The 19,083-nt window shown below is 68.7% G+C and carries 17 protein-coding genes; 6 read left to right on the plus strand and 11 right to left on the minus strand.

Annotation, left to right across the window (positions count from 1 at the left end):
• Positions 1-32: 32 nt before the first annotated feature.
• On the plus strand, positions 33-713 hold the full coding sequence (locus BUR99_RS02940) for a DUF8185 domain-containing protein (protein ID WP_074258847.1): 681 nt from the start codon (positions 33-35) through the stop codon (positions 711-713).
• A gap of 89 nt (positions 714-802) precedes the next feature.
• Here BUR99_RS02940 and BUR99_RS02945 read toward each other — a convergent pair whose 3' ends face one another.
• The 10 genes from BUR99_RS02945 to BUR99_RS02990 all read right to left on the minus strand — a co-directional run bounded on the left by BUR99_RS02945 (position 803) and on the right by BUR99_RS02990 (position 14,297).
• Positions 803-2,491, minus strand: a complete 1,689-nt coding sequence (locus BUR99_RS02945) for an FAD-binding dehydrogenase (protein ID WP_074258848.1) — start codon at positions 2,489-2,491, stop codon at positions 803-805.
• Between the two features lie 61 nt (positions 2,492-2,552).
• Positions 2,553-3,017, minus strand: a complete 465-nt coding sequence (locus BUR99_RS02950; protein ID WP_084183550.1) for a globin — start codon at positions 3,015-3,017, stop codon at positions 2,553-2,555.
• Positions 3,014-4,126 (minus strand): mechanosensitive ion channel family protein, encoded by a 1,113-nt coding sequence (locus BUR99_RS02955; protein WP_084183551.1) that lies wholly within the window; start codon positions 4,124-4,126, stop codon positions 3,014-3,016. The genes BUR99_RS02950 and BUR99_RS02955 overlap by 4 nt, the downstream gene beginning before the upstream one ends.
• A gap of 11 nt (positions 4,127-4,137) precedes the next feature.
• Complete coding sequence (gene pepN / locus BUR99_RS02960; protein ID WP_074258849.1) at positions 4,138-6,786, minus strand: aminopeptidase N; 2,649 nt, start codon at positions 6,784-6,786, stop codon at positions 4,138-4,140.
• A gap of 43 nt (positions 6,787-6,829) precedes the next feature.
• A complete protein-coding gene (locus BUR99_RS02965; RefSeq protein ID WP_074258850.1) occupies positions 6,830-7,516 on the minus strand; it encodes a response regulator in 687 nt (228 codons plus the stop codon).
• A complete protein-coding gene (locus BUR99_RS02970; RefSeq protein ID WP_074258851.1) occupies positions 7,513-8,844 on the minus strand; it encodes a sensor histidine kinase in 1,332 nt (443 codons plus the stop codon). Before BUR99_RS02970 ends, BUR99_RS02965 begins: the two co-directional genes overlap by 4 nt.
• Positions 8,845-8,854: 10 nt before the next feature.
• Entirely contained in the window at positions 8,855-9,709 is an 855-nt protein-coding gene (locus BUR99_RS02975; protein WP_074258852.1) for an ABC transporter permease, read from the minus strand.
• Positions 9,706-10,617, minus strand: coding sequence for an ABC transporter ATP-binding protein (locus BUR99_RS02980; protein ID WP_074258853.1), 912 nt, complete (start codon positions 10,615-10,617; stop codon positions 9,706-9,708). Before BUR99_RS02980 ends, BUR99_RS02975 begins: the two co-directional genes overlap by 4 nt.
• Positions 10,618-10,731: 114 nt before the next feature.
• A complete protein-coding gene (pepN, locus tag BUR99_RS02985) occupies positions 10,732-13,299 on the minus strand; it encodes an aminopeptidase N (protein WP_074259445.1) in 2,568 nt (855 codons plus the stop codon).
• 122 nt (positions 13,300-13,421) lie between these two features.
• Positions 13,422-14,297, minus strand: a complete 876-nt coding sequence (locus BUR99_RS02990) for a hypothetical protein (protein WP_074258854.1) — start codon at positions 14,295-14,297, stop codon at positions 13,422-13,424.
• Between the two features lie 296 nt (positions 14,298-14,593).
• On the opposite strand from BUR99_RS02990, the gene BUR99_RS02995 reads away from it, so the two are divergent.
• The 5 genes from BUR99_RS02995 to BUR99_RS03010 all read left to right on the plus strand — a co-directional run bounded on the left by BUR99_RS02995 (position 14,594) and on the right by BUR99_RS03010 (position 17,429).
• Positions 14,594-15,064, plus strand: a complete 471-nt coding sequence (locus BUR99_RS02995) for a hypothetical protein (protein WP_143231405.1) — start codon at positions 14,594-14,596, stop codon at positions 15,062-15,064.
• 224 nt (positions 15,065-15,288) lie between these two features.
• Positions 15,289-15,633, plus strand: a complete 345-nt coding sequence (locus tag BUR99_RS03000) for a hypothetical protein (RefSeq protein ID WP_074258856.1) — start codon at positions 15,289-15,291, stop codon at positions 15,631-15,633.
• An 11-nt stretch (positions 15,634-15,644) separates the two neighbouring features.
• On the plus strand, positions 15,645-16,328 hold the full coding sequence (locus tag BUR99_RS03005; RefSeq protein ID WP_143231407.1) for a hypothetical protein: 684 nt from the start codon (positions 15,645-15,647) through the stop codon (positions 16,326-16,328).
• A gap of 132 nt (positions 16,329-16,460) precedes the next feature.
• Positions 16,461-16,916, plus strand: coding sequence for a hypothetical protein (locus tag BUR99_RS19840; protein WP_143231409.1), 456 nt, complete (start codon positions 16,461-16,463; stop codon positions 16,914-16,916).
• Positions 16,917-17,081: 165 nt separating this feature from the next.
• Positions 17,082-17,429 carry a hypothetical protein gene (locus BUR99_RS03010; protein ID WP_143231411.1) on the plus strand — a complete coding sequence of 116 codons (348 nt, stop codon included), beginning with the start codon at positions 17,082-17,084 and terminating at the stop codon, positions 17,427-17,429.
• Between the two features lie 133 nt (positions 17,430-17,562).
• Here BUR99_RS03010 and BUR99_RS03015 read toward each other — a convergent pair whose 3' ends face one another.
• Positions 17,563-19,047 carry an SDR family NAD(P)-dependent oxidoreductase gene (locus BUR99_RS03015; RefSeq protein ID WP_074258859.1) on the minus strand — a complete coding sequence of 495 codons (1,485 nt, stop codon included), beginning with the start codon at positions 19,045-19,047 and terminating at the stop codon, positions 17,563-17,565.
• Positions 19,048-19,083: the final 36 nt, after the last annotated feature.

Below are 19,083 nucleotides of genomic sequence, written 5' to 3' on the forward strand. Positions count from 1 at the left end.
CGGCGGCGCTCTCTTGGTAGTTTAGACAGGAGATGGCTCAACAACTCACGCTCGCCGACAGCTTGTCGCTCGGAGATCTGCACACCTACCTGCAGCGCGCAGGGCGCGTCGAAGACGGTTCCGTGCGCCTCATCGCGGGCTCCGGCATCCTCGCCGTGTACACCGCGATCCTGTATCCGCGGGGCATTCTCGACGAGAGCCCCACCGTGCTCGGCCTGCGCACCTTCGCCTTGGCCGACGACGAGGAGTTCGACTCGGTCGTGCCGATGCGCTCGCTCGTCGAGCGCATCGTGCGAGCGCGGGGCGAGCTCGGCGAAGACGACGACTCCCGCCCGGTGTCGATGTCGAGGCCTCCCGAGGTCAACACGGTCACCTGGGCGGGCATCTCGCCGCCGCGGGGCGGCTGGCGGCCGCTCGGCACGACGGATTCCGCAACGCTCGAGACCGCGGCACGTGCGGGCATCGACGAGGTCGCCGAGGCGATTCCGGCCGGCACGGGGGAGCAGCTCGTGCAGCGCGTGCGCTCCGAGGTGTGGGGGCGCGGCGTCGAAGGCGTCGAGTACCTTCCCACCGGCGCTGCGTTCGCGGCTTACAGCCTCGGCTTCCTCGGCGACGACGAGGTGAAGCTCTTCGAGACGGGTCCCTGGACCCGGCTCTCCTCGCGCCGCGGGCACGTGCTCGTGCGCCGCAAGCCCTGGACTCTGAAGGCCTGACTTCTGTCGGTTGAGCCTGTCGAAACGCTGCCGCGCCGGTTTCGACAGGCTCAACCCACAAGAAGACAGGCTCAACCCACAAGGATGGGTCAGCCCCGAGCGATCGCGCGTCCGGCCGCACGGCCGGTGAAGAGGCATCCGCCCAGGAAGGTGCCCTCGAGCGCCCGATAGCCGTGCACGCCGCCGCCGCCGAATCCGGATGCCTCGCCGACCGCGTAGAGCCCGGGCACCGGCGAGCCGTCGGTGCCGAGCGCGCGCGAGTCGAGGTCGGTCTGGATGCCGCCGAGGCTCTTGCGGGTGAGGATGTGCAGCTTCACCGCGATGAGCGGGCCGGCCTTCGGATCGAGGATCCGGTGCGGCGTCGCCACGCGGATGAGCTTGTCGCCGCGGTAGTTGCGCGCGCCGCGCACGGCGGTGAGCTGCAGGTCCTTCGTGAACTCGTTGTCGACCTCGCGATCGCGCGCGACGATCTCGCGCTCGATGTTCTCGGTATCGAGCTCGGTCTCGGGCGAGAGGGCGCGCATGCCGTCGAAGAGTTCGTCGAGCGTGTCGGCGACCACGAAGTCGACGCCGTGCTCCTTGAACGCCTCGACCGGGCCGGGCGCGCCCGAGCCGAGGCGCTGTGCCAGCAGCTTCAGGTCCTTGCCGGTGAGGTCGGGGTTCTGCTCGCTGCCCGAGAGCGCGAACTCCTTCTCGATGATCTTCTGGGTGAGCACGAACCACGAGTGGTCGTGCCCGTTCGTCATGAGGTGCTCGAGCGTGCCGAGCGTGTCGAAGCCGGGGAAGAGGGGCACCGGCAGTCGCTTGCCGGTCGCGTCGAACCAGAGCGACGACGGGCCGGGCAGGATGCGGATGCCGTGCATCGGCCAGATCGAGTCCCAGTTGGTGATGCCCTCGGTGTAGTGCCACATGCGGTCGCCGTTGACGAGCCGGGCGCCGGATGCCTCGGCGATGCCGAGCATGCGACCGTCGACGTGTGCCGGCACACCCGAGAGCATGTGCTCGGGAGGCGTGCCGAGGCGCTCGGGCCAGGCGGCGCGCACGAGGTCGTGGTTGCCGCCGATGCCGCCCGAGGCGACGACGACGGCCGGCGCGCGCAGCTCGAACCCGCCGACCTCGTCGCGGTTCGAGGGCTCACCGCGGCCGGCGGCGTCAGGAGCCAGCACGGCGCCGCGGATGCCGACGACGGCACCGTCTTCGACGATGAGCTCGTCGACGCGGTGACGGTGCCGCAGTTCGACGAGACCGGCGGCCTCGCCCGCCTTCACCTTGGCGATGAACGGGGCGAGCACACCGGGGCCGGTGCCCCAGGTGATGTGGAATCGCGGCACCGAGTTGCCGTGCCCGATGGCGTTGTAGCCGCCGCGCTCTGCCCAGCCGACGATGGGGAAGAAGCGCACGCCCTTCTCGTGGAGCCAGGCGCGCTTCTCGCCCGCGGCGAACTCGACGTAGGCGTCGGCCCAGCGCCGCCCCCAGTCGTCCTCGTCTTCGCGGTCGAATCCGGCGGTGCCGTCCCAGTCCTGCTTGGCGAGCTCGAGCGAGTCCTTCACGCCCATGCGGCGCTGCTCGGGGGAGTCGACGAGGAAGAGCCCGCCGAACGACCAGTGCGCCTGCCCGCCGAGGCTCGCCTCGGGCTCCTGGTCGACGATCACGACGCGTTTGCCGGCGTCGACGAGCTCGGCAGCGGCGACGAGGCCGGAGAGGCCGGCGCCGACGACGATGGCGTCGGCCGGCTTCTGCGTGCGTTCGGTCGCGGCGGGTGCGGGGGAGGCGGCCACAAGGACTCCTTCGTCTCGGGTGGTGCGTGGGGTTCGGGTGGGGTCGAGCGGGTGGGTGCTGCTAATCGTCGAACGTGTTGACCATCGCGTAGGCGGCCCGCTGGAGATAATCCCACAACGTCTCCTCCGCGAGCGGAGGCAGCTCGAGCGAGTCGACCGCGGTGCGCATGTGCAGGAGCCAGCGGTCGCGGGCATCGGGGTTCACCTTGAATGGCTGGTGCCGCATGCGCAGCCGCGGGTGGCCGCGCTGTTCGCTGTAGGTGCCGGGGCCGCCCCAGTACTGCTCGAGGAACATGGTGAGCCGCTCGGCCGCCGGGCCGAGGTCTTCTTCGGGGTACATCGGCTTCAGCACGGGGTCGTCGGCGACACCGCGGTAGAACTCCGCGACGAGCCGCTCGAACGTCGGGCGCCCGCCGACGGTCTCGTAGAACGACGGACCGAGCGCCGAGCCGTGCTCGGTGCCGCGCAGCGGCACGTTCGCAGGACGCGGGGGGCCGGATGCCTCGACAGGCAGCTGCTCGCTCATGATGCTCCTCCAGCCGGCGGTGCCGGCGGCTTCGGTGCGCGAGGTGCGCGGGGCTTCTTGACCGCGGCGCGGGCCGCTGCTGCACCGGTGTCGCCCGCGGCGACCACGCTGTTCGGGGTTGTCTTCGGCGGCTTCGCGCCCTTCACTCGAGTCGCGCCATCGAACCCGGCCAGCACGACGCTGTTGAGGCTCGGGAGCTTCACGCCCATCTCATCGAGCGCGCGCTTGAGCCGCATGCGGAGCTCCCGCGCCACGTCGTCCTTCGCCGAGGACCGCACCTTCATGACCACGCGGATGACGAGGGCTTCCGCCGTGATCGACTCCAGACCCCAGACCTCGGGCTTCTCGAGCACGCGCGAGCGCCACTTGGCGGAGTGCGCCATCTCGGTGGCGGTGCGGAGCAGCGTCGACTCGACCTCGTCGACGTCGACGTCGTACGGCACCGCGAGATCGACGATCACGCGCGCCCAGCCCTGCGACATGTTGCCGACGCGGAGGATCTCGCCGTTGCGCACGAACCAGAGGGTGCCGTTCACATCGCGGATCTTCGTGACGCGGATGCGCACCTCTTCGACGATGCCGGTCGCCGGGCCCAGGTCGACGACATCGCCGACGCCGAGCTGGTCCTCCACGACCATGAAGAGGCCGTTGAGGCCGTCTTTCACGATGTTCTGGGCGCCGAAGCCGAGACCCGCACCGAGTGCCGCGGTGAGCAGGGCGAACGAGCCGAGGATCGCGTCGTTGATCGTGTTGACGATGAGCAGCACGACGATGATGAAGAGCGTCACGTTGACGATGTTCGTGAGCACTGTGCCGAGCGTGCGCGTGCGCTGCACGACTCGTACAGCTGCGAGCGGCGACGCCTGCAAGGCCTGCGTGTCGGTGACGTCCTGCTTCTTCTTGACGCCCGTGACGATCTGCTTGACGGTGCGTTCGATGACGAAGTGCAGCACCCAGCGGATCAGGAGGGCGAAGGCGATGATGAAGACGATCGAGATGATCTTGCCGAGCACGACGTCCCAGTTCTCGGCCCAGAACGCCGCGATCTGCGCCCAGAAGTCGGCGGTCACCGGGTTGTCCTCACCAGAGGTCGCTGCAAAACCGAACATGGTGTGAAAGTCTACTGAGCCGTGCCCGAGAGCTCGCTGGCATCGCGCGCCTGCGCCGCGAGCGCCCGCTCGAGCTCATCGAGATGCTCGGAGACGAGTCGGTGCAGCGGCGCGGGCGCCGGGTTCGCTGCGAGCCACTCGCGCGTCATGGCGGCCAGCTCGGGTGAGACGAGCGGCGCCGGGTACAGCCGCTTCACGATGAGCGAGGCCATCGTGAAGCTCCGGTCTGCCCAGACACCCTGAAGTGCCGCGAAGTACTCGGTCGCGGTCGACGCGAGCAGCTCGGGCTGCGCCGTGCGCTGCCAGCCGTCGGCGATCGCACGTGCGAGGTCGTTCGACAACGAGGCATCCGTCGCGACGCGGTGCCACGCAGCATCCTTCACCGCCTGATCGGGGCGAGCGGCACGCGCGGTCTCGGCGAGGAGCCGGCCCTTGGCCGTGTCGTCGCGCGCGAGCGCCTCATCGATCTCGCCGTCGGCTGCCGCACCGAGCGTGGCCCGTGCGACCACGAGCTCCCAGTGCAGGTCGAGGTCGATCTCGAGCCCCGCGAGCTTGATCGAGCCGTCGAGGAGGCTGCCGAGCACGTCGGCGTGCGCCGCGCTCGAGGCGAGGCGCGTGAATCCCTTGACGAACTGCAGTTGCGTGTCGGAGCCGGGCTCGGCGAGCTCCGCGAGCGCCCAGACGGCGTCGCCGGCCTCTGCGGCGACCTGCGGGCGGTGCTCCTCGGCGAGGTAGCGGCCGATCGCGAGCTCGAGGCGGGCGAGCGCGAGGCCGCGAGCCGCCGACTGCGTCTCATGGCCGACGCTGCCGATCACGAGGCGCACGAAGTCGATCGTGGGCACCTCGGCGTCGCGCAGGGCGTCCCATGCCGAGCCGAGCACGACGGCGCGCGAGACGGGATCGGAGAGCTCGGGGAGGTGCTCGATCGCGGTGCGGAAGGAGGCCGGGTCGAGCCGCACCTTCGCGTAGGTGAGGTCGTCGTCGTTGACGAGCAGCAGGTCGGGGCGGGCGAGGCCGACGAGTTCGGGCACCTCGGTGACGGCGCCGTCGATGTCGAGCTCGATGCGGTGCGTGCGGGCGAGGCCGCCGTCGCCGAGTTCGTAGCAGCCGAGGGCGAGGCGGTGCGGGCGCAGGGTCGGATGCCCCGCCGCCGCGGTCTGCTCGATGCGTGCGGCGGTGATGATGCCCGCGCCGGGTCCGGTCGGCTCAGTCGTCTCGATCACGGCACGAAGCGTGTTGACGCCCGCCGTCTCGAGCCAGAGCGCCGACCACCGCGTGAGGTCGCGTCCGCTTGCGGTCTCGAGCTCGTCGAGGAGGTCGCGGAGCGTCGCGTTGCCGCCGGCGTGCGCGGTGAGGTACGCCCCGACGCCGCGCTGGAAGGCATCGAGGCCGACCCAGGCGACGAGCTGCTTCAGCACTGAGGCGCCCTTGTCGTAGGTGATCGCGTCGAAGTTGACCTCGACGTCGGCGAGGTTCGCGATCTCGGCGACGATCGGATGCGTCGATGGCAGCTGATCCTGTTCGGCGGCGTTCGTCTTCTGATCGCTCGCGAACGACGCCCAGACACCGGTGAACTCGGTGACCTCAGCGGTCGCGAGGGTCGAGGCCCACGTCGCGAACGACTCGTTGAGCCAGAGGTCGTTCCACCACTTCATCGTGACGGAGTTGCCGAACCACATGTGCGAGAGCTCGTGCAGGACGACCATCGCGCGTCGCTCGCGCCGCGCGTCGGAGACCCTCGAGCGGAACAGGTAGGACTCGTTGAACGTGACCGCGCCGACGTTCTCCATGGCGCCCCAGTTGTACTCGGGCACGAAGATCTGGTCGTACTTGCCGTAGGGGTAGGGCACGCCGAAAGCCGTCTCGTAGAAGGCGAGGCCGGCCTGCACGAGCTCGAACATCACCTCGGGCTCGGCGTACTGCGCGAGCGAGGCGCGGGTCAGCACGCCGAGCGGGATGTCGCGGCCGTCGACGCTGCGTGCGCTGCCGTGCCATGCGGCGTAGGGCCCCGCGATGATCGCGACGATGTAGCTCGAGATCACCGGGCCGGGCGCGAACGACCAGGTCGAGACGGCACGGCTGCTGGTCGAGCCTTCAACACTGCTGGTCAAGCCTTCAACACTGCTGGTCGAGCTTGTCGAGACCCGAGCGGCGGGCGCCGGCTCGGGCGTCGTGGCGTTGCTCAGCACGGTCCAGGCCGTGGGCGCGGTGATCGTGAAGGTGAACGAGGCTTTCAGATCGGGCTGGTCGAAGACCGCGAAGACCCGGTTCGCCTCGGCCACGGCGAACTCGGTGTAGAGGTAGGTCGCGCCGTCGACGGGGTCGACGAACCGGTGGAGTCCCTCGCCGGTGTTCGTGTAGGCCGCGGTCGAGACGACGTGCAGCTCGTTCTCGGCGGCGAGGCCGTCGAGGCGGATGCGCGTGCCGTCACTGACGACGGCCGTGTCGAGCGGGCTGCCGTTCAGGGTGATCTCGTGCACCGCGGTCGTGCACGCCTCGATGAAGGTCGAGGCGCCCGGCTCGGCGTCGAACGAGACGAGTGTCTCGCTGCGGAACGTGTCGCCCGCCCCCGACAGGTCGAGGCGGATGTCGTAGCGCGGTGAACGCACGACCTCCGAGCGCTGTTCGGCTTCGATGCGGGTCAGATCGGCAGCGGGCATGCAGGGGCCTCCGTCGGGTTCGTTGCCCCGTCAGCCTACTGACTCATGATGAGCCGGGCATGGGCAGCAGCCCGTGCTCGTACGCGTAGATCACGAGCTGCACGCGGTCGCGCGCGTCGAGCTTCTGCAGCACCCGCCCGACGTGGGTCTTCACCGTCGACTCCGAGAGGAAGAACTGCTCGGCGATCTCGGGGTTGCTCCGACCCTCGGCGATCGCGATGAGGATCTCGTGCTCGCGGGGAGTGAGCGAGTCGAGTCCCGGTGCCTCGCTCGTCGTCGCGGCACCGGGCAGCTCGCCAGCGAAGAGCTCGATCATGCGGCGGGTGACGCGCGGTGCGAGCGCCGCCTCACCGGCGTGCACGGTGCGGATCGCGCCGACCAGATCGGCGGGCCGGGAATCCTTCAGCAGGAACCCGCTCGCACCTGCGCGAATCGCGGCGAAGGCGTACTCGTCGAGGTCGAACGTCGTCAGCACGAGGATGCGGGTCGCCCGCCCGCCGGCGACGATCGACTCGGTCGCGGCGATGCCGTCGACCTCGGGCATGCGCACGTCCATCAGCATGACGTCGATGTCGAGAGTCTCGACGAGGGCGATCGCGTCGCGCCCGTCGGCGGCCTCGCCGACGACGACGAGGTCGGGCTCGGCTTCGAGCACCATGCGGAGCCCGGCGCGCACGAGCGACTGGTCGTCGGCGATCGCGACGCGGATGGGGTGCGGTGCGGTGCTCATGCGGGGTCCTCGGTGTTCGGCGCGGGTGGTGCGGTCGGCGCAGACGGCGTGGGCGCTTCGTCTCGAAGCTCGGCGTGCAGTCGCCAGCCTCGTACACTGCTGGGTCCGGCCTCGAGCGTGCCGCCGTACAGGGCGACCCGTTCTCGCATGCCGACGAGACCCTTGCCGCCGCTGGTGAGTTCGGAGGTCGACGCCACGACGGCGTCGTCGATCACATCGACCTTCACCAGGCCGTCGACATGTTCGACGGTGACCTCGACGCGGTGCGCCGTCGCGGCGTACCGCAGCGCGTTGGTCAACCCCTCCTGCACGATGCGATAGACGGTCAGCTGCAGGTTCGGGTCGACGATCGGCGGCCCGACGGTCGTCAGCTGCACCGGCAGCCCGGCGGCGCGGAATCGTTCCACGAGCACCGGTAGCCCCGCCGTGCCCGGTTGCGGAGCGAGCTCCTCGGGGCAGGCCGATGCCTCGTCGGGTTCGGCCAGCACGCCGAGCATGCGCCGCATGTCGACGAGTGCCGCGCGACCGGTGTCGGCCACGAGCTGCATCGCCTCGGCGGCGCGCTCCGGGTCGCGGCGAGCCGTCGCCGCCGAGCCGTCGGCGAGCGTCACCATGACGGTGAGGCTGTGCGAGACGATGTCGTGCATCTCGCGGGCGATACGGGAGCGCTCGAGCGCCGTCGCGAGCTGCGCCTGCTGGTCGCGTTCACGGGCGAGGTCGTGTGCACGGGCGATGAGGGCGTTCAGATAGCGGCGCCGGTTGCCGACGGTCACGCCGATGAGGGTCGCGATCAGCAGCAGCACCGTGAACTGCGAAGCGGATGCCGGTGCGTTCGCGCCGAACGGCGCGACCGTGTCGTCGGCGTGGGCCCAGACGGCGATGTACGAGGAGGCCGTCGCGACGACCACCGAGCCCCCGAACCCGATCCAGGCCGAGCGCGTCGAACCGTAGACCGCGAGGGCGTAGAGGGCGAGCAACAGGGGGAGCACATCGGTCGAGCCGAAGGGATAGACGACGAGGCAGACGAGCCAGGCGATGACGACGAGCAGCCAAGGTCGTCGGCGGCGGAACAGCAGGATCGCGGCGGCGGCAACCGCGATGGCGACGAGCTGCGCGACGGCGATCCACACGGGCGGCGGGTTCGGGACGAACATCAGTGCGATCGTCCCGATGAAGGTCGGCACGAAGTACAGCGCCGTGATCAGGGAGTCCGTGAGCCACGGATGCCGCGCCCAGAACTGCCGGATCACGCCCGGTGGCTTCGGCAGACGAAGTTCTCCCCCGACTACCGAAGCCGGGTAGCCGGGGGAGATGGGTGCTTCCGTCATGGACTGGACTCTACGCGTCCCGCCGCTTGAGGAGCACCGCGGCGCCGGCGATGGATGCCCCCACCCATGCCAGCACGATCAGGAGGCTCAGCCAGGCGCCGAGCGCATCGCCGGCGGGTTCCGCCGTCGTCGAGGTGAAGATGCCGAGACCGGCACTCGAGAGCAGGTAGGGAATGAGGTCGTGCGCCCACTCGGCGGGGATCATCTGCAGCACCGTCGGCACGAGCAGGATGAGTCCGAGGACCGCGGCGATGCCGCCCGCGCTGCTGCGGATCATGGTGCCGACACCCAGAGCGAACACCGAGATGAGCGCGAGGTAGAGCGCACCGCCGAGGAGCGGCAGGTAGATCGCGGAGTCGGTGATGCTCGCCGAGACGTCGATGCCCGCGAAGACCACCGAGGAGACGAGGAACGCGCCGAGGTTGGCGAGGAGCCCGATGACGAAGGTCGCCACGAACAGCACGACCGCCTTGGCGGCGAGGGCCGGCAGTCGCTTCGGCACGGCCGTGAGCGTCGAGCGGATCATGCCCGTCGTGTACTCGCCGCTGATGACGAGCACACCGAGCACGCCAGCCACGAGTTGACCGAAGAAGACGCCGAACACCGAGGACTGCATGACGAGGGAGACCTGGTCGGCGGCGGGCATGCTCGAGGCATCCGCTCCGCCGTTCATGCCGCTGGCCATGCTCAGCGACATGATGAGCGCCATGCCGAGCGAGATCGCGATGACGATGAGGTACGACCACGTGGTCGAGCGGAGGCTGCGCAGCTTGATCCACTCGGAGCGGAGCACGCCGCCGAAGGAGAGCGAGGTGGAGCGAGCGCGCTGCGACGGGTGCGCGAGCGGCGGGGTGATCGTGGTCATCGGACTGCCTCCGTGCGGTATTCGACGGCGTCGGCGGTCAGGGCCATGTAGGCCTCCTCGAGCGACGCGCTGAGCGGGGTGAGTTCGTGGATCGCGAGTCCGTGCTGCGCGGCGAGGTCGCCGATGCCGGATGCCGCGACTCCCGTCACCTCGAGCACGCCCGCCTCGGAGCGGATGACCGCGACCTCGGGAGCGGCGAGCAGGTCGGCGAGCTGCGAGGAGTGGGGCGAACGCACGAGGACGCGAGGGCGCGTGCCACCGGCGATGATGTCGGCGACGGGCGCGTCGGCGATGATCTCGCCTCGGCCGAGCACGATGAGGTGGTCGGCGGTGAGCGCCATCTCGCTCATGAGGTGCGAGGAGAGGAAGATCGTGCGGCCCTCGGATGCGAGGTGGCGCACGAACTGGCGCACCCACAGCACGCCCTCGGGGTCGAGACCGTTGACGGGCTCGTCGAGGATCAGCGTCGACGGGTCGCCGAGCATCGCAGCGGCGATGCCGAGGCGCTGGCCCATGCCGAGCGAGAAGCCGCCGACGCGCTTGCGGGCGACCGACTCGAGGCCGGTCATCTCGATGACCTCGCGCACTCGGCTCGCGCCGATGCCGTGCGTGGCGCCCATCGCAAGCAGGTGGTTGTAGGCGGTGCGGCCGGTGTGCACGGCCTTCGCGTCGAGGAGGGCGCCGACCTCGTGCAGAGGCGCGCGATGCGCGGCGTACGGCTTGCCGTTGACGGTGACGCGCCCCTCGCTCGGACGGTCGAGTCCGACGATCATGCGCATCGTGGTCGACTTGCCGGCGCCGTTCGGGCCGAGGAACCCGGTGACCTGCCCGGGGCGGACGGTGAAGCTGATGTCGTTGACGGCGGTCTTCGCGCCGTAGCGCTTGACGAGCCCTTCTGCCGTGATCATGTTTCAAGGCTAGGGATCGGGCGGCGCCGGGACATCCGCCTGAAGAATGGTTCAGGGCGGGCCGACGTGGTACCGAAGTACCACTCGACCCGCCCTGAGCGGCCGTGCGGGGTGCTACTGCGCGTCGCGCGCCTGCGCGGCGAGTGCGCGCTCGACGCCGGCGACGTTCTCGACGACGAGGCGGCGCAGCGCGGGCGCCGCGTCGGCGTTCGCCGCGAGCCAGGCGTGGCTGGCCTCGACGAGCGCGCGGTTGGCGAGCGGCGCCGGGTAGAGCAGGTCGACGAGCTTCTCGGCGATCGCGTAGCTGCGGCTCTTCCAGATGCCGTCGAGCATGCCGAAGTAGCGCTCGATGAACGGCGTCAGCAGCGACTGGTCGTCGGCCCGCACGAAGCCGGTCGCGGTCGTGCGCACGACGGAGTTCGTCGCCGTGTCGACGTCGATGACCGACGCCCACGCGCGCTGCTTGCCCTCGGCGGTCGGCGTCGCCGCGCGGGCGTGCGCGGCCGACTCCTGACCCGTGGCGGTCTTGTCGGACTCGAGTCGGGCGTCGATCTCGGCATCTCCGGCGCGGCCTGCGGCGACGAGCGCGATGAGCAGCTCCCAGCCGAGGTCGGTGTCGATGTCGAGGCCGTCGAGCGTGATCGAGCCGTCGAAGAGGCCGGCGAGGGCGTCGACGTGCGAACCGGCTTCGGCGATCGAGGCGAACGCCTTCACGAACTGGAACTGGGCGTCGCTGCCGGCCGCAGCCTGCTGCGCGAGCTGCCAGAACCCGTCGGCGAGGGCGCGGCGCGCCTCCGAGCGGTGCTCGGGAGCGACGTACGCGCTCGCCGCGAGCTGCGCGTTCGCGAGGATGATGCGCAGCGTCGTCGACTCGGTCTCGCTCGCGATGTTGCCGAGCACGAGCTCGAGGTAGTCGCTGGCGCTCGTCTCGGCGTCGCGCACGGCGTCCCACACCGAGCTCCAGACGAGGGCGCGCGCGAGCGGGTCCTCGATCTTCGAGAGGTTCGCGATCGCGACCTGCTGCGACGCCTCGTCGAGACGGATCTTCGCGTAGGCGAGGTCGTCGTCGTTGAGAAGCACGAGGTCGGGGCGTGCGAGGCCGACGAGCTCCGCGACATCCGTGCGCTCGCCGTCGATGTCGAGCTCGACGCGGTGCTCGCGCACGAGCGCGCCGTCGACGAGGTTGTAGAAGCCGATCGCGGCGCGGTGCGGGCGGATCGTCGGGTAGTCGGGGTGCGCCGACTGCAGCACGGTGAAGGCAGTGATCGTGCCCGCGTCATCCGTCGCGATCTCGGGGCGCAGGGTGTTGACGCCCGCGGTCTCGAGCCAGAGCTTCGACCAGGCCGACAGGTCGCGGCCGCTGGCGACCTCGAGCTCGCCGAGCAGGTCGGCGAGGGTCGTGTTGCCCCAGGCGTGCTTCTTGAAGTACGCCGAGACGCCCGTGAAGAACGCGTCGATGCCGACCCAGGCGGCCAGCTGCTTGAGCACCGACCCGCCCTTGGCGTAGGTGATGCCGTCGAAGTTGACGAGCACGTCTTCGAGGTCGCGGATCTCGGCGACGATCGGGTGCGTCGAGGGCAGCTGGTCTTGACGGTACGCCCAGCTCTTCTCCATCGAGTTGAAGGTCGTCCAGGCGTGGTGCCACTCGGTGGCCTCGGCGGTGGCGATCGTCGACGCCCACTCGGCGAACGACTCGTTCAGCCACAGGTCGTTCCACCACTTCATGGTGACGAGGTCGCCGAACCACATGTGCGCGAGCTCGTGCAGGATCGTGACGACCCGGCGCTCCTTGATGGCGTCGGTGACCTTCGAGCGGAACACGTAGACCTCGGTGAAGGTCACCGCGCCCGCGTTCTCCATGGCACCGGCGTTGTACTCGGGCACGAAGAGCTGGTCGTACTTCGCGAACGGGTAGGGCACGTCGAACTTCGACTCGAAGTACTCGAAGCCCTGCTTCGTCTTCTCGAAGATGTAGTCGGCGTCGAGGTACTGCGAGAGGCTCTTGCGGCTGAACACGCCGAGGGGGATGACCCGCCCGTCGGAGCTCGTGAGCTCGTCGCGCACGACGTCGTAGGGGCCTGCGATGAGCGCGGTGATGTAGCTCGACATGCGCGGGGTGGCCTCGAACGCCCAGGTGGCCGTCGAGACGTCGTCGGCGCGGCGGCCCGAGGGGTGCAGCTCGGGCTCGGGCGTCGGCTGGTTCGAGATGACCTGCCAGTGCGACGGCGCGGTGACCGTGAACTTGAACTCGGCCTTCAGGTCGGGCTGCTCGAACACGGCGAACATGCGACGCGAGTCGGGCACCTCGAACTGGGTGTAGAGGTAGACCTCGCCGTCGGCGGGGTCGACGAAGCGGTGCAGGCCCTCACCGGTGTTCATGTAGCGGCCGTCGGCGACGACGACGAGCTCGTTCTCGGCGGCGAGGTTCGGCAGCTGGATGCGCACGCCGTCGCTCACTTCGGCGGGGTCGAGCGCGACGCCGTTCAGGGTGACCGAGTGCACGGTCGCCGTGATGGCGTCGATGAACGTCGACGCACCCGCGGTCGCGGTGAACCGCACGGTCGTCTGGGTGCGGAACACCTCCGGACCGGTGGTGACATCGAGCACGACGTCGTAGTCGCGCACCGAGACGAGCGCAGCACGCTCCTCGGCTTCGATTCGGGTGAGGTTCTCTCCGGGCACGTCTGCTCCTTCGGCAGTCATCGACGCGGCTCGTGGCCGCAGGCAATGTGCATCAGCCTAGCTCTCGGGCGGCCCGCGGTCACGGACCTGCGGCGGATGAGCAGGCGAGCGGATGCCGCGGCTCAGCGCTGCCCGATCGTGACCACCGCCCCGATGAACGCGGGCAGTGACACGATCACCGCTACGGCGAGGAGTATTCGGCCGACGAGCACCCCGGGCCGGGAAGCCCGGGCTGCGAGGATCCACGGCAGCGCGCGCGGGAACATGAACGCCACGAGCGCTCCGACCGCGAGCACGACGCCGACGGGCACGAGCACGACCGCCGCGAGGAGCGGCGACACCGGGACGAGCCACCGATCGCGGGTGAGGAGCGGCAGGCTCCGGCTGAGGCGGCCGGCGAGCGCCGCGAGGAACGCACCCTGCAGCACGGCGAGCGCGGCGAACAGCAGCAGGGTGAGCCAACCGGGCCCGACGATCGCGAAGTCGAAGTTCGAGGTGCGGAGCGGCTCGACGAACGGTGCGACGGTCACGAGTAGCAGTGCGCCGAACGTCGGCCCGCCGAGGCGACCCGGCGGGAGCCAGGGAGCGACCAGCAGGTACACGGCGGCCGACGCGAAGGCGGCGGGCAGGGCGCCGAAGATGAGGTACGACACGGTTCCGTCGAGCGTGATGTCACCGACCCGGGCGAACGCCTCGGTGATGCTGCCGGTCGCCTGGGGCGAGGTCTCGGCGAGCAGCCGCATGATGAGCCGCCCGCCGGCGCCGGTGATCACGAGGCCCGAGACGGTGCCGAGCACCGTGAAGACGGTCGCCCACCAGACGTACACCTTCAGACCGGCGAGGTGCCGCGGCATCCGCTTCGCTGGTTCAGTTGTCGCCGTACGGGCGGTGACGAGGGCCGATGGGGCCGGCGGCTCGACGAGGCGCTCGCCCGACCACATCGCGGTGAGCGCGAGGCCGACGACCAGGAGTGCACCGCACACGATGATCAGGAGCATGCGACCCCCTTCCATGGAAGGCGCTCGCGAGCCTACTGCCGGTGGAGCGGTGCCCGCCGCCCCCAGAATGCGGCGCCGTGGTGGCGCGGCGCCTTCCCTCCGCATCCGTGAAGGCCCTAGCGTGGCAGCATGCGCACCTCTGTCGGTTCCGAGGCGGCCCGCGGTCGGCAGCGCCGCCGGAAATCATCACTGGAGGAGTGGAGCGTCTTGCGGGCTACGAGGATGTCTGGTCCGACGAAGCACTGCTGCTGGGCTGATTGCAGGTGCGTTGGAGCTGGTCAGTTGGAGAGAACCAAGTGAAACCGAAATTCGTCTATGTTGCGGTCGGCGTCATGTCCCTCGCCTTGCTCGACGTGGTGCTGTGGGCAATCAGCTTGTCGCCGGACTTTCGGTTGCAGTCCGCCGAACCCGGCATCGCCGTTCCCATCGTGCTCATCATCATCGTTCGGTATGGGTTCGGCGGTCTCGTTGGCCTCGGTACCGGGCTGGTGGCGAGTGCGCTGACGAGCCGCGTCAGCGCGGAACGTTGGGTTCGGCCCGTCATCTTTTCGGCGCTCAACGCGGTGCAGCAAAGTGTCGTCTTCTTCGTAGTCGAACTGATGACATGGCTCTTCGGGTTGCCGGCCCCCGCTGGCGTCGTGTTCGTGCTCGGACTGCTCGCTGCGTTCTGCGTTGCATTCGGATCCACGGCTGGAATCAACCTCGGCGGGTCAGATGATGGAATCTCGGAGCAGGGTCACGCGAGGATGGGAGCGACCGATCGGTGAGGACATCGCGATGGCGCGGCAGGACACCGGTTCCGAGTCTCACGTATTGCGGCGGACGAGTTCATTGATTCTGATGGCGTTTTTGTCTCGATTGAACTCACTATGGACCATACGGTGACCTCTACGAGTTGGACAGCTTCAGGGCAGATTTCGCTCCGCTGGGTTCGTTGCCATCCAACGAGTTGTGAACGCATATCAACCCTGATGCCGATGAGAGGGCGATAATGGCCCAGAGACTGAGCGTGCCGCAGATCAGTGAGCTGGCTGGCATGCCGATGGACGTTCAGCCGGGTCCTGCTGGAGTACTCATGTTGACATCGTGGGCGAATGATGGGGATGTCGTTTCGCTGACTTGGGACGAGACCGCGGGATCGGTGAGCGTCCGTTGGTCTCACGGCGCAATCGAGCGAATGACCCTCGAACGGGAGACCGCATCGAAGGTTTCGGTGCGGGAGGCGCTCGGCCGAGTCGAACTTCGAGTGTGGTCCCGGCCGGAGCGCTTCACAGGCGAGCTATTGGTGAGCGTTGGCGAACATGTCTCGGTGTCCGACGCGCTGCTGCGAGCCTGAAGGGCGCTGGAATGGTGGGACGAGCTCTGGATCGGACGAAGACGCTGAATAGCGCTCCACCGCAGCGGGCTGCAACCCTGCGTTCGAGTCGGCTCTGGCTGTGGTCGATCCTGATCGCCATCCCCCTCGCTGTCGCCCAGGTCGTGCGAATCGCTGGTGCGTTCGTGGAATCCACCTCCCGCGGTTGGGAAGCGGTCGAAGCCGTCGCCCTCGGTGCAGTGATCGTCGTGATCATCGTCATCCTGATGGCGGTCATCTTCGGACTACCGAGGGCCATGCGCTTCCGATTCGTGCGAGCTCGTTCGGCGGGCACGGTGATTCTCTGTCGTCGAGCACTCGATCTCCCAGAGGGTTTGCGCATACATCTCGGGCGAAGCGTCTTGGCAGCAGGTTCGGATGAGTTCTTCGTCATGGCCGTCGAATCGAACGCGCTGAATCTCTATCGAATTCACGGCGAGCCGAATGCGATCGCCACTTTGGCTGCGGATGATCTCGAGGCAGTCGATCTCGGCGAGGCCGCCTTCTATGTTGGGCGTCGCAATGCGATTACCGTGACTCTCGCGGGAGCACCGGGCGGGGCGTTCTCATTCCTCCCGTACCGCCGCCCCTACCCACTTGGCACGATTGCGATGCCGCCAGGAGAGATCAAGGGCATCTCCGACCTTCTCCGAAATTGGCGGCGCCATGTCGATTGACGCAAATGAACTGTGGTCACCGCTCGTTGAGCACTACGGTGCCATTGCGGCAGGAGTGGCTCGAGACCCAGTGGCCGCGTTCGCATCGAGGTTAGGCCGGGACGTGGTGTTGATGCGAGAGGACTCCTGCTGGTGAGCGAACAGCAACGCAAGCAGCGATGGCAGGAAAATCACCCGGAGGTACAGCTCCCTTGGTCAGAAGATGGCTGGTTCGCTGATTCTCGAAAGGCTGCCGAGTCGAGCGAGCTGGACGCCGTTGTCGAGGAGTCCCGTGGCCGTGGCGTTGATCCGCGCGGCTATCGTGAACGCCGGCCAGGCGTCACATGGGGTCCGGCCATGCACAATCCGTATCCATCGATCGTCCTCGCGATTGGACTCGTCGGAGTCGGTGTATTCGTCTTGAACAAGCTCGGCACCGAGAGCATTGGCGCTTGGTGTGTCGCGGGCTTCTTCTGGCTCATGGGCACGACGACCCTTGTGCTCACGGCAATCCGGATTCCGGGCTGGCACAAAGCGCGCAGGGGTGTTCGCCGCCATATCCGAGTGAACGGCGGGGAGATGCCGGATGACCTGAAATGGTATCGCTGAGGTTCCGGAGTCGAGTCAACGATCAGAGTCGAGTGCCCAACGAGGATTGCGAAAAGGAGCACGTACGGTGGGGGACCAACCGCGATCCCGCCGAGAACGGAAGAGCACCGTCAACCTCACGAACGTGAACTCTCGCATGTGGCGCCCTTTGGGGCTCTTCTGCTGATGAGTCTGCTCACCGGTTGTTCGTCGGATACTCCGGAGTTCGAACCGCCGATGGTGTGGCAGGCGCAGACATCATGCTCGTGGGACGAAGAGACGCAGCGGGGTGAGTGTTTCCCGGACGATGTGGTCGTCGAGCTGTTCGATGACGGTCGAGCGTCATTGACGGGGTTCCCGGTCGGGCGTTCGGTTCGGGAAGGCTCAGGCGCCTATTGCATCGACGGATTCACCGACGAGCGCTACACGGGTGAGGCAACGTGGGAGGTGCGGAATCAGTTCTCGTTCTTCGTCGATTTCGACGAGTCGCGGATCCTCGTTTCCGGAGACGCGCAGTTCGGTGAGCAGGACTGAAGCACCATCGGGTTCGACGCCTGTGGGGGAGAGCGGCAGTGGGACTTCGGCTACGTATGCGGTGACTCGGGTTACGGGGGCGATCAGAACGTGACAGCGTTCCGAGACGAATGCCCGTCCGCCGGCTGACGCATCACCAGTCGGCGCGCGAGTAGTCCTTCAGGAACACGCCGGTGACGTCTTCGCCGGCCTCGCCGCGCACGATGGGGTCGTAGACCCGTGCGGCGCCGTCGACGAGGTCGAGCGGGGCGTGGAAGCCTTCTTCAGCGAGGCGCACCTTGGTGGGGTGCGGGCGCTCGTCGGTGATCCAGCCCGTGTCGACGCTCGTCATGAGGATGCCGTCGGCGAGCATCTCCTTCGCGCTCGTGCGGGTGAGCATGTTCATGGCCGCCTTCGCCATGTTGGTGTGCGGATGCCCCGGCCCCTTGTAGCCGCGACTGAACACGCCCTCCATGGCCGAGACGTTCACGATGTAGGTCCGACGAGCGGATGACGCGGCGAGCGACGCGCGCAGGCGGCTCACGAGGATGAACGGCGCCGTCGTGTTGCAGAGCTGCACCTCGAGCATCTCGAGCGGATCGACATCCTGCACGACCGCGCTCCAGCTGTTCTCGTGGTGCAGGTCGGGCACGAGACCGCCGGCGTCGATCGCGGTGCGGTCGGCGAGCTTCGCGAGCGAGCTCGAACCGGGGGCGAGCGCGAGCGCCGTGAGGTCGTCGGCCGTCATGGTGCCGGCGAAGAGGCCCGATGAGAGCACCGGGTGGCTCGACACCGAGTCGGCGAGCGCGAGCGGGTGCGCGTCGTTCGTGTGGCCGAAGCTGACGAGCTCGGGCATCGGGCCGTCGGGCAACGGTGACAGCTCGGCCTCGACGAGCGGCGAGTAGGAGCCGGGGGAGCGGCGCACGGTCTGCGCGGCGTTGTTGATGAGGATGTCGAGCGGCCCCTGCGCGGCAACGTCGTCGGCGAGCGCGATGACCTGGGCGGGGTCGCGCAGGTCGATGCCGACGATCTTCAGGCGGTGCAGCCAGTCGCCGGCATCGGGCATCGCGGCGAACCGCCGGGCGGCGTCGCGCGGGAACCGCGTCGTGATCGTCGTGTGCGCGCCGTCGCGCAGGAGGCGCAGCGCGATGTACATGCCGATCTTCGCGCGACCGCCGGTGAGGAGGGCCCGCTTGCCGGTGAGGTCGGTGCGGGCGTCGCGCTTGGCGTGGCTCATGGCCGCGCAGCTCGGGCAGAGCTGGTGGTAAAAGGCGTCGACGAGCGTATAGCGCTGCTTGCAGATGTAGCAGGGGCGGGCGACCTGCAGTTCGCCGGCGGTGCGGGCGTCGGTGCCGCTCACGAGGTCGGCGCCTCGGGTCTCGTCGTCGATGCGGGTCGGCGCGCCCGTCGCCGTCGCGGCGATCACGGCGCGGTCGGCGTCTTGGATGACGCGCCGCTTCTGGAGCCGGCGCGCGACCTTGACCGCCTTGAACATCTTGGCCGTGGCGTGGCGCACGGTCTCGAAGTCGGGGTCGTCCTCGTCGAGTTCGCTGAGTGCGGCGAGCACCCGCAGGGTCGTCTCGAGATCGCGCGCGTCGATGGTGGGCGCGCTGACGGAGGCGGAGGCGTCGGAGGGCATCCGACGATTCTACGGGCCGGTACCCCGCGATCGCCT

This window comes from Agromyces cerinus subsp. cerinus (assembly GCF_900142065.1).
In the GTDB taxonomy this organism is placed as follows: Bacteria; Actinomycetota; Actinomycetes; order Actinomycetales; family Microbacteriaceae; genus Agromyces; species Agromyces cerinus.

Excerpts from the sequence above, each read along its gene's own strand:
- BUR99_RS02940 (WP_074258847.1), top strand. The coding sequence starts at position 33 with ATGGCTCAACAACTCACGCTCGCCGACAGCTTGTCGCTCGGAGATCTG.
- BUR99_RS02950 (WP_084183550.1), bottom strand. The coding sequence starts at position 3,017 with ATGAGCGAGCAGCTGCCTGTCGAGGCATCCGGCCCCCCGCGTCCTGCG.
- BUR99_RS02955 (WP_084183551.1), bottom strand. The coding sequence starts at position 4,126 with ATGTTCGGTTTTGCAGCGACCTCTGGTGAGGACAACCCGGTGACCGCC.
- pepN (WP_074258849.1), bottom strand. The coding sequence starts at position 6,786 with ATGCCCGCTGCCGATCTGACCCGCATCGAAGCCGAACAGCGCTCGGAG.
- BUR99_RS02965 (WP_074258850.1), bottom strand. The coding sequence starts at position 7,516 with ATGAGCACCGCACCGCACCCCATCCGCGTCGCGATCGCCGACGACCAG.
- BUR99_RS02970 (WP_074258851.1), bottom strand. The coding sequence starts at position 8,844 with ATGACGGAAGCACCCATCTCCCCCGGCTACCCGGCTTCGGTAGTCGGG.
- BUR99_RS02975 (WP_074258852.1), bottom strand. The coding sequence starts at position 9,709 with ATGACCACGATCACCCCGCCGCTCGCGCACCCGTCGCAGCGCGCTCGC.
- BUR99_RS02980 (WP_074258853.1), bottom strand. The coding sequence starts at position 10,617 with ATGATCACGGCAGAAGGGCTCGTCAAGCGCTACGGCGCGAAGACCGCC.
- BUR99_RS02990 (WP_074258854.1), bottom strand. The coding sequence starts at position 14,297 with ATGCTCCTGATCATCGTGTGCGGTGCACTCCTGGTCGTCGGCCTCGCG.
- BUR99_RS03000 (WP_074258856.1), top strand. The coding sequence starts at position 15,289 with ATGGCCCAGAGACTGAGCGTGCCGCAGATCAGTGAGCTGGCTGGCATG.
- BUR99_RS03005 (WP_143231407.1), top strand. The coding sequence starts at position 15,645 with ATGGTGGGACGAGCTCTGGATCGGACGAAGACGCTGAATAGCGCTCCA.
- BUR99_RS03010 (WP_143231411.1), top strand. The coding sequence starts at position 17,082 with ATGAGTCTGCTCACCGGTTGTTCGTCGGATACTCCGGAGTTCGAACCG.
- BUR99_RS03015 (WP_074258859.1), bottom strand. The coding sequence starts at position 19,047 with ATGCCCTCCGACGCCTCCGCCTCCGTCAGCGCGCCCACCATCGACGCG.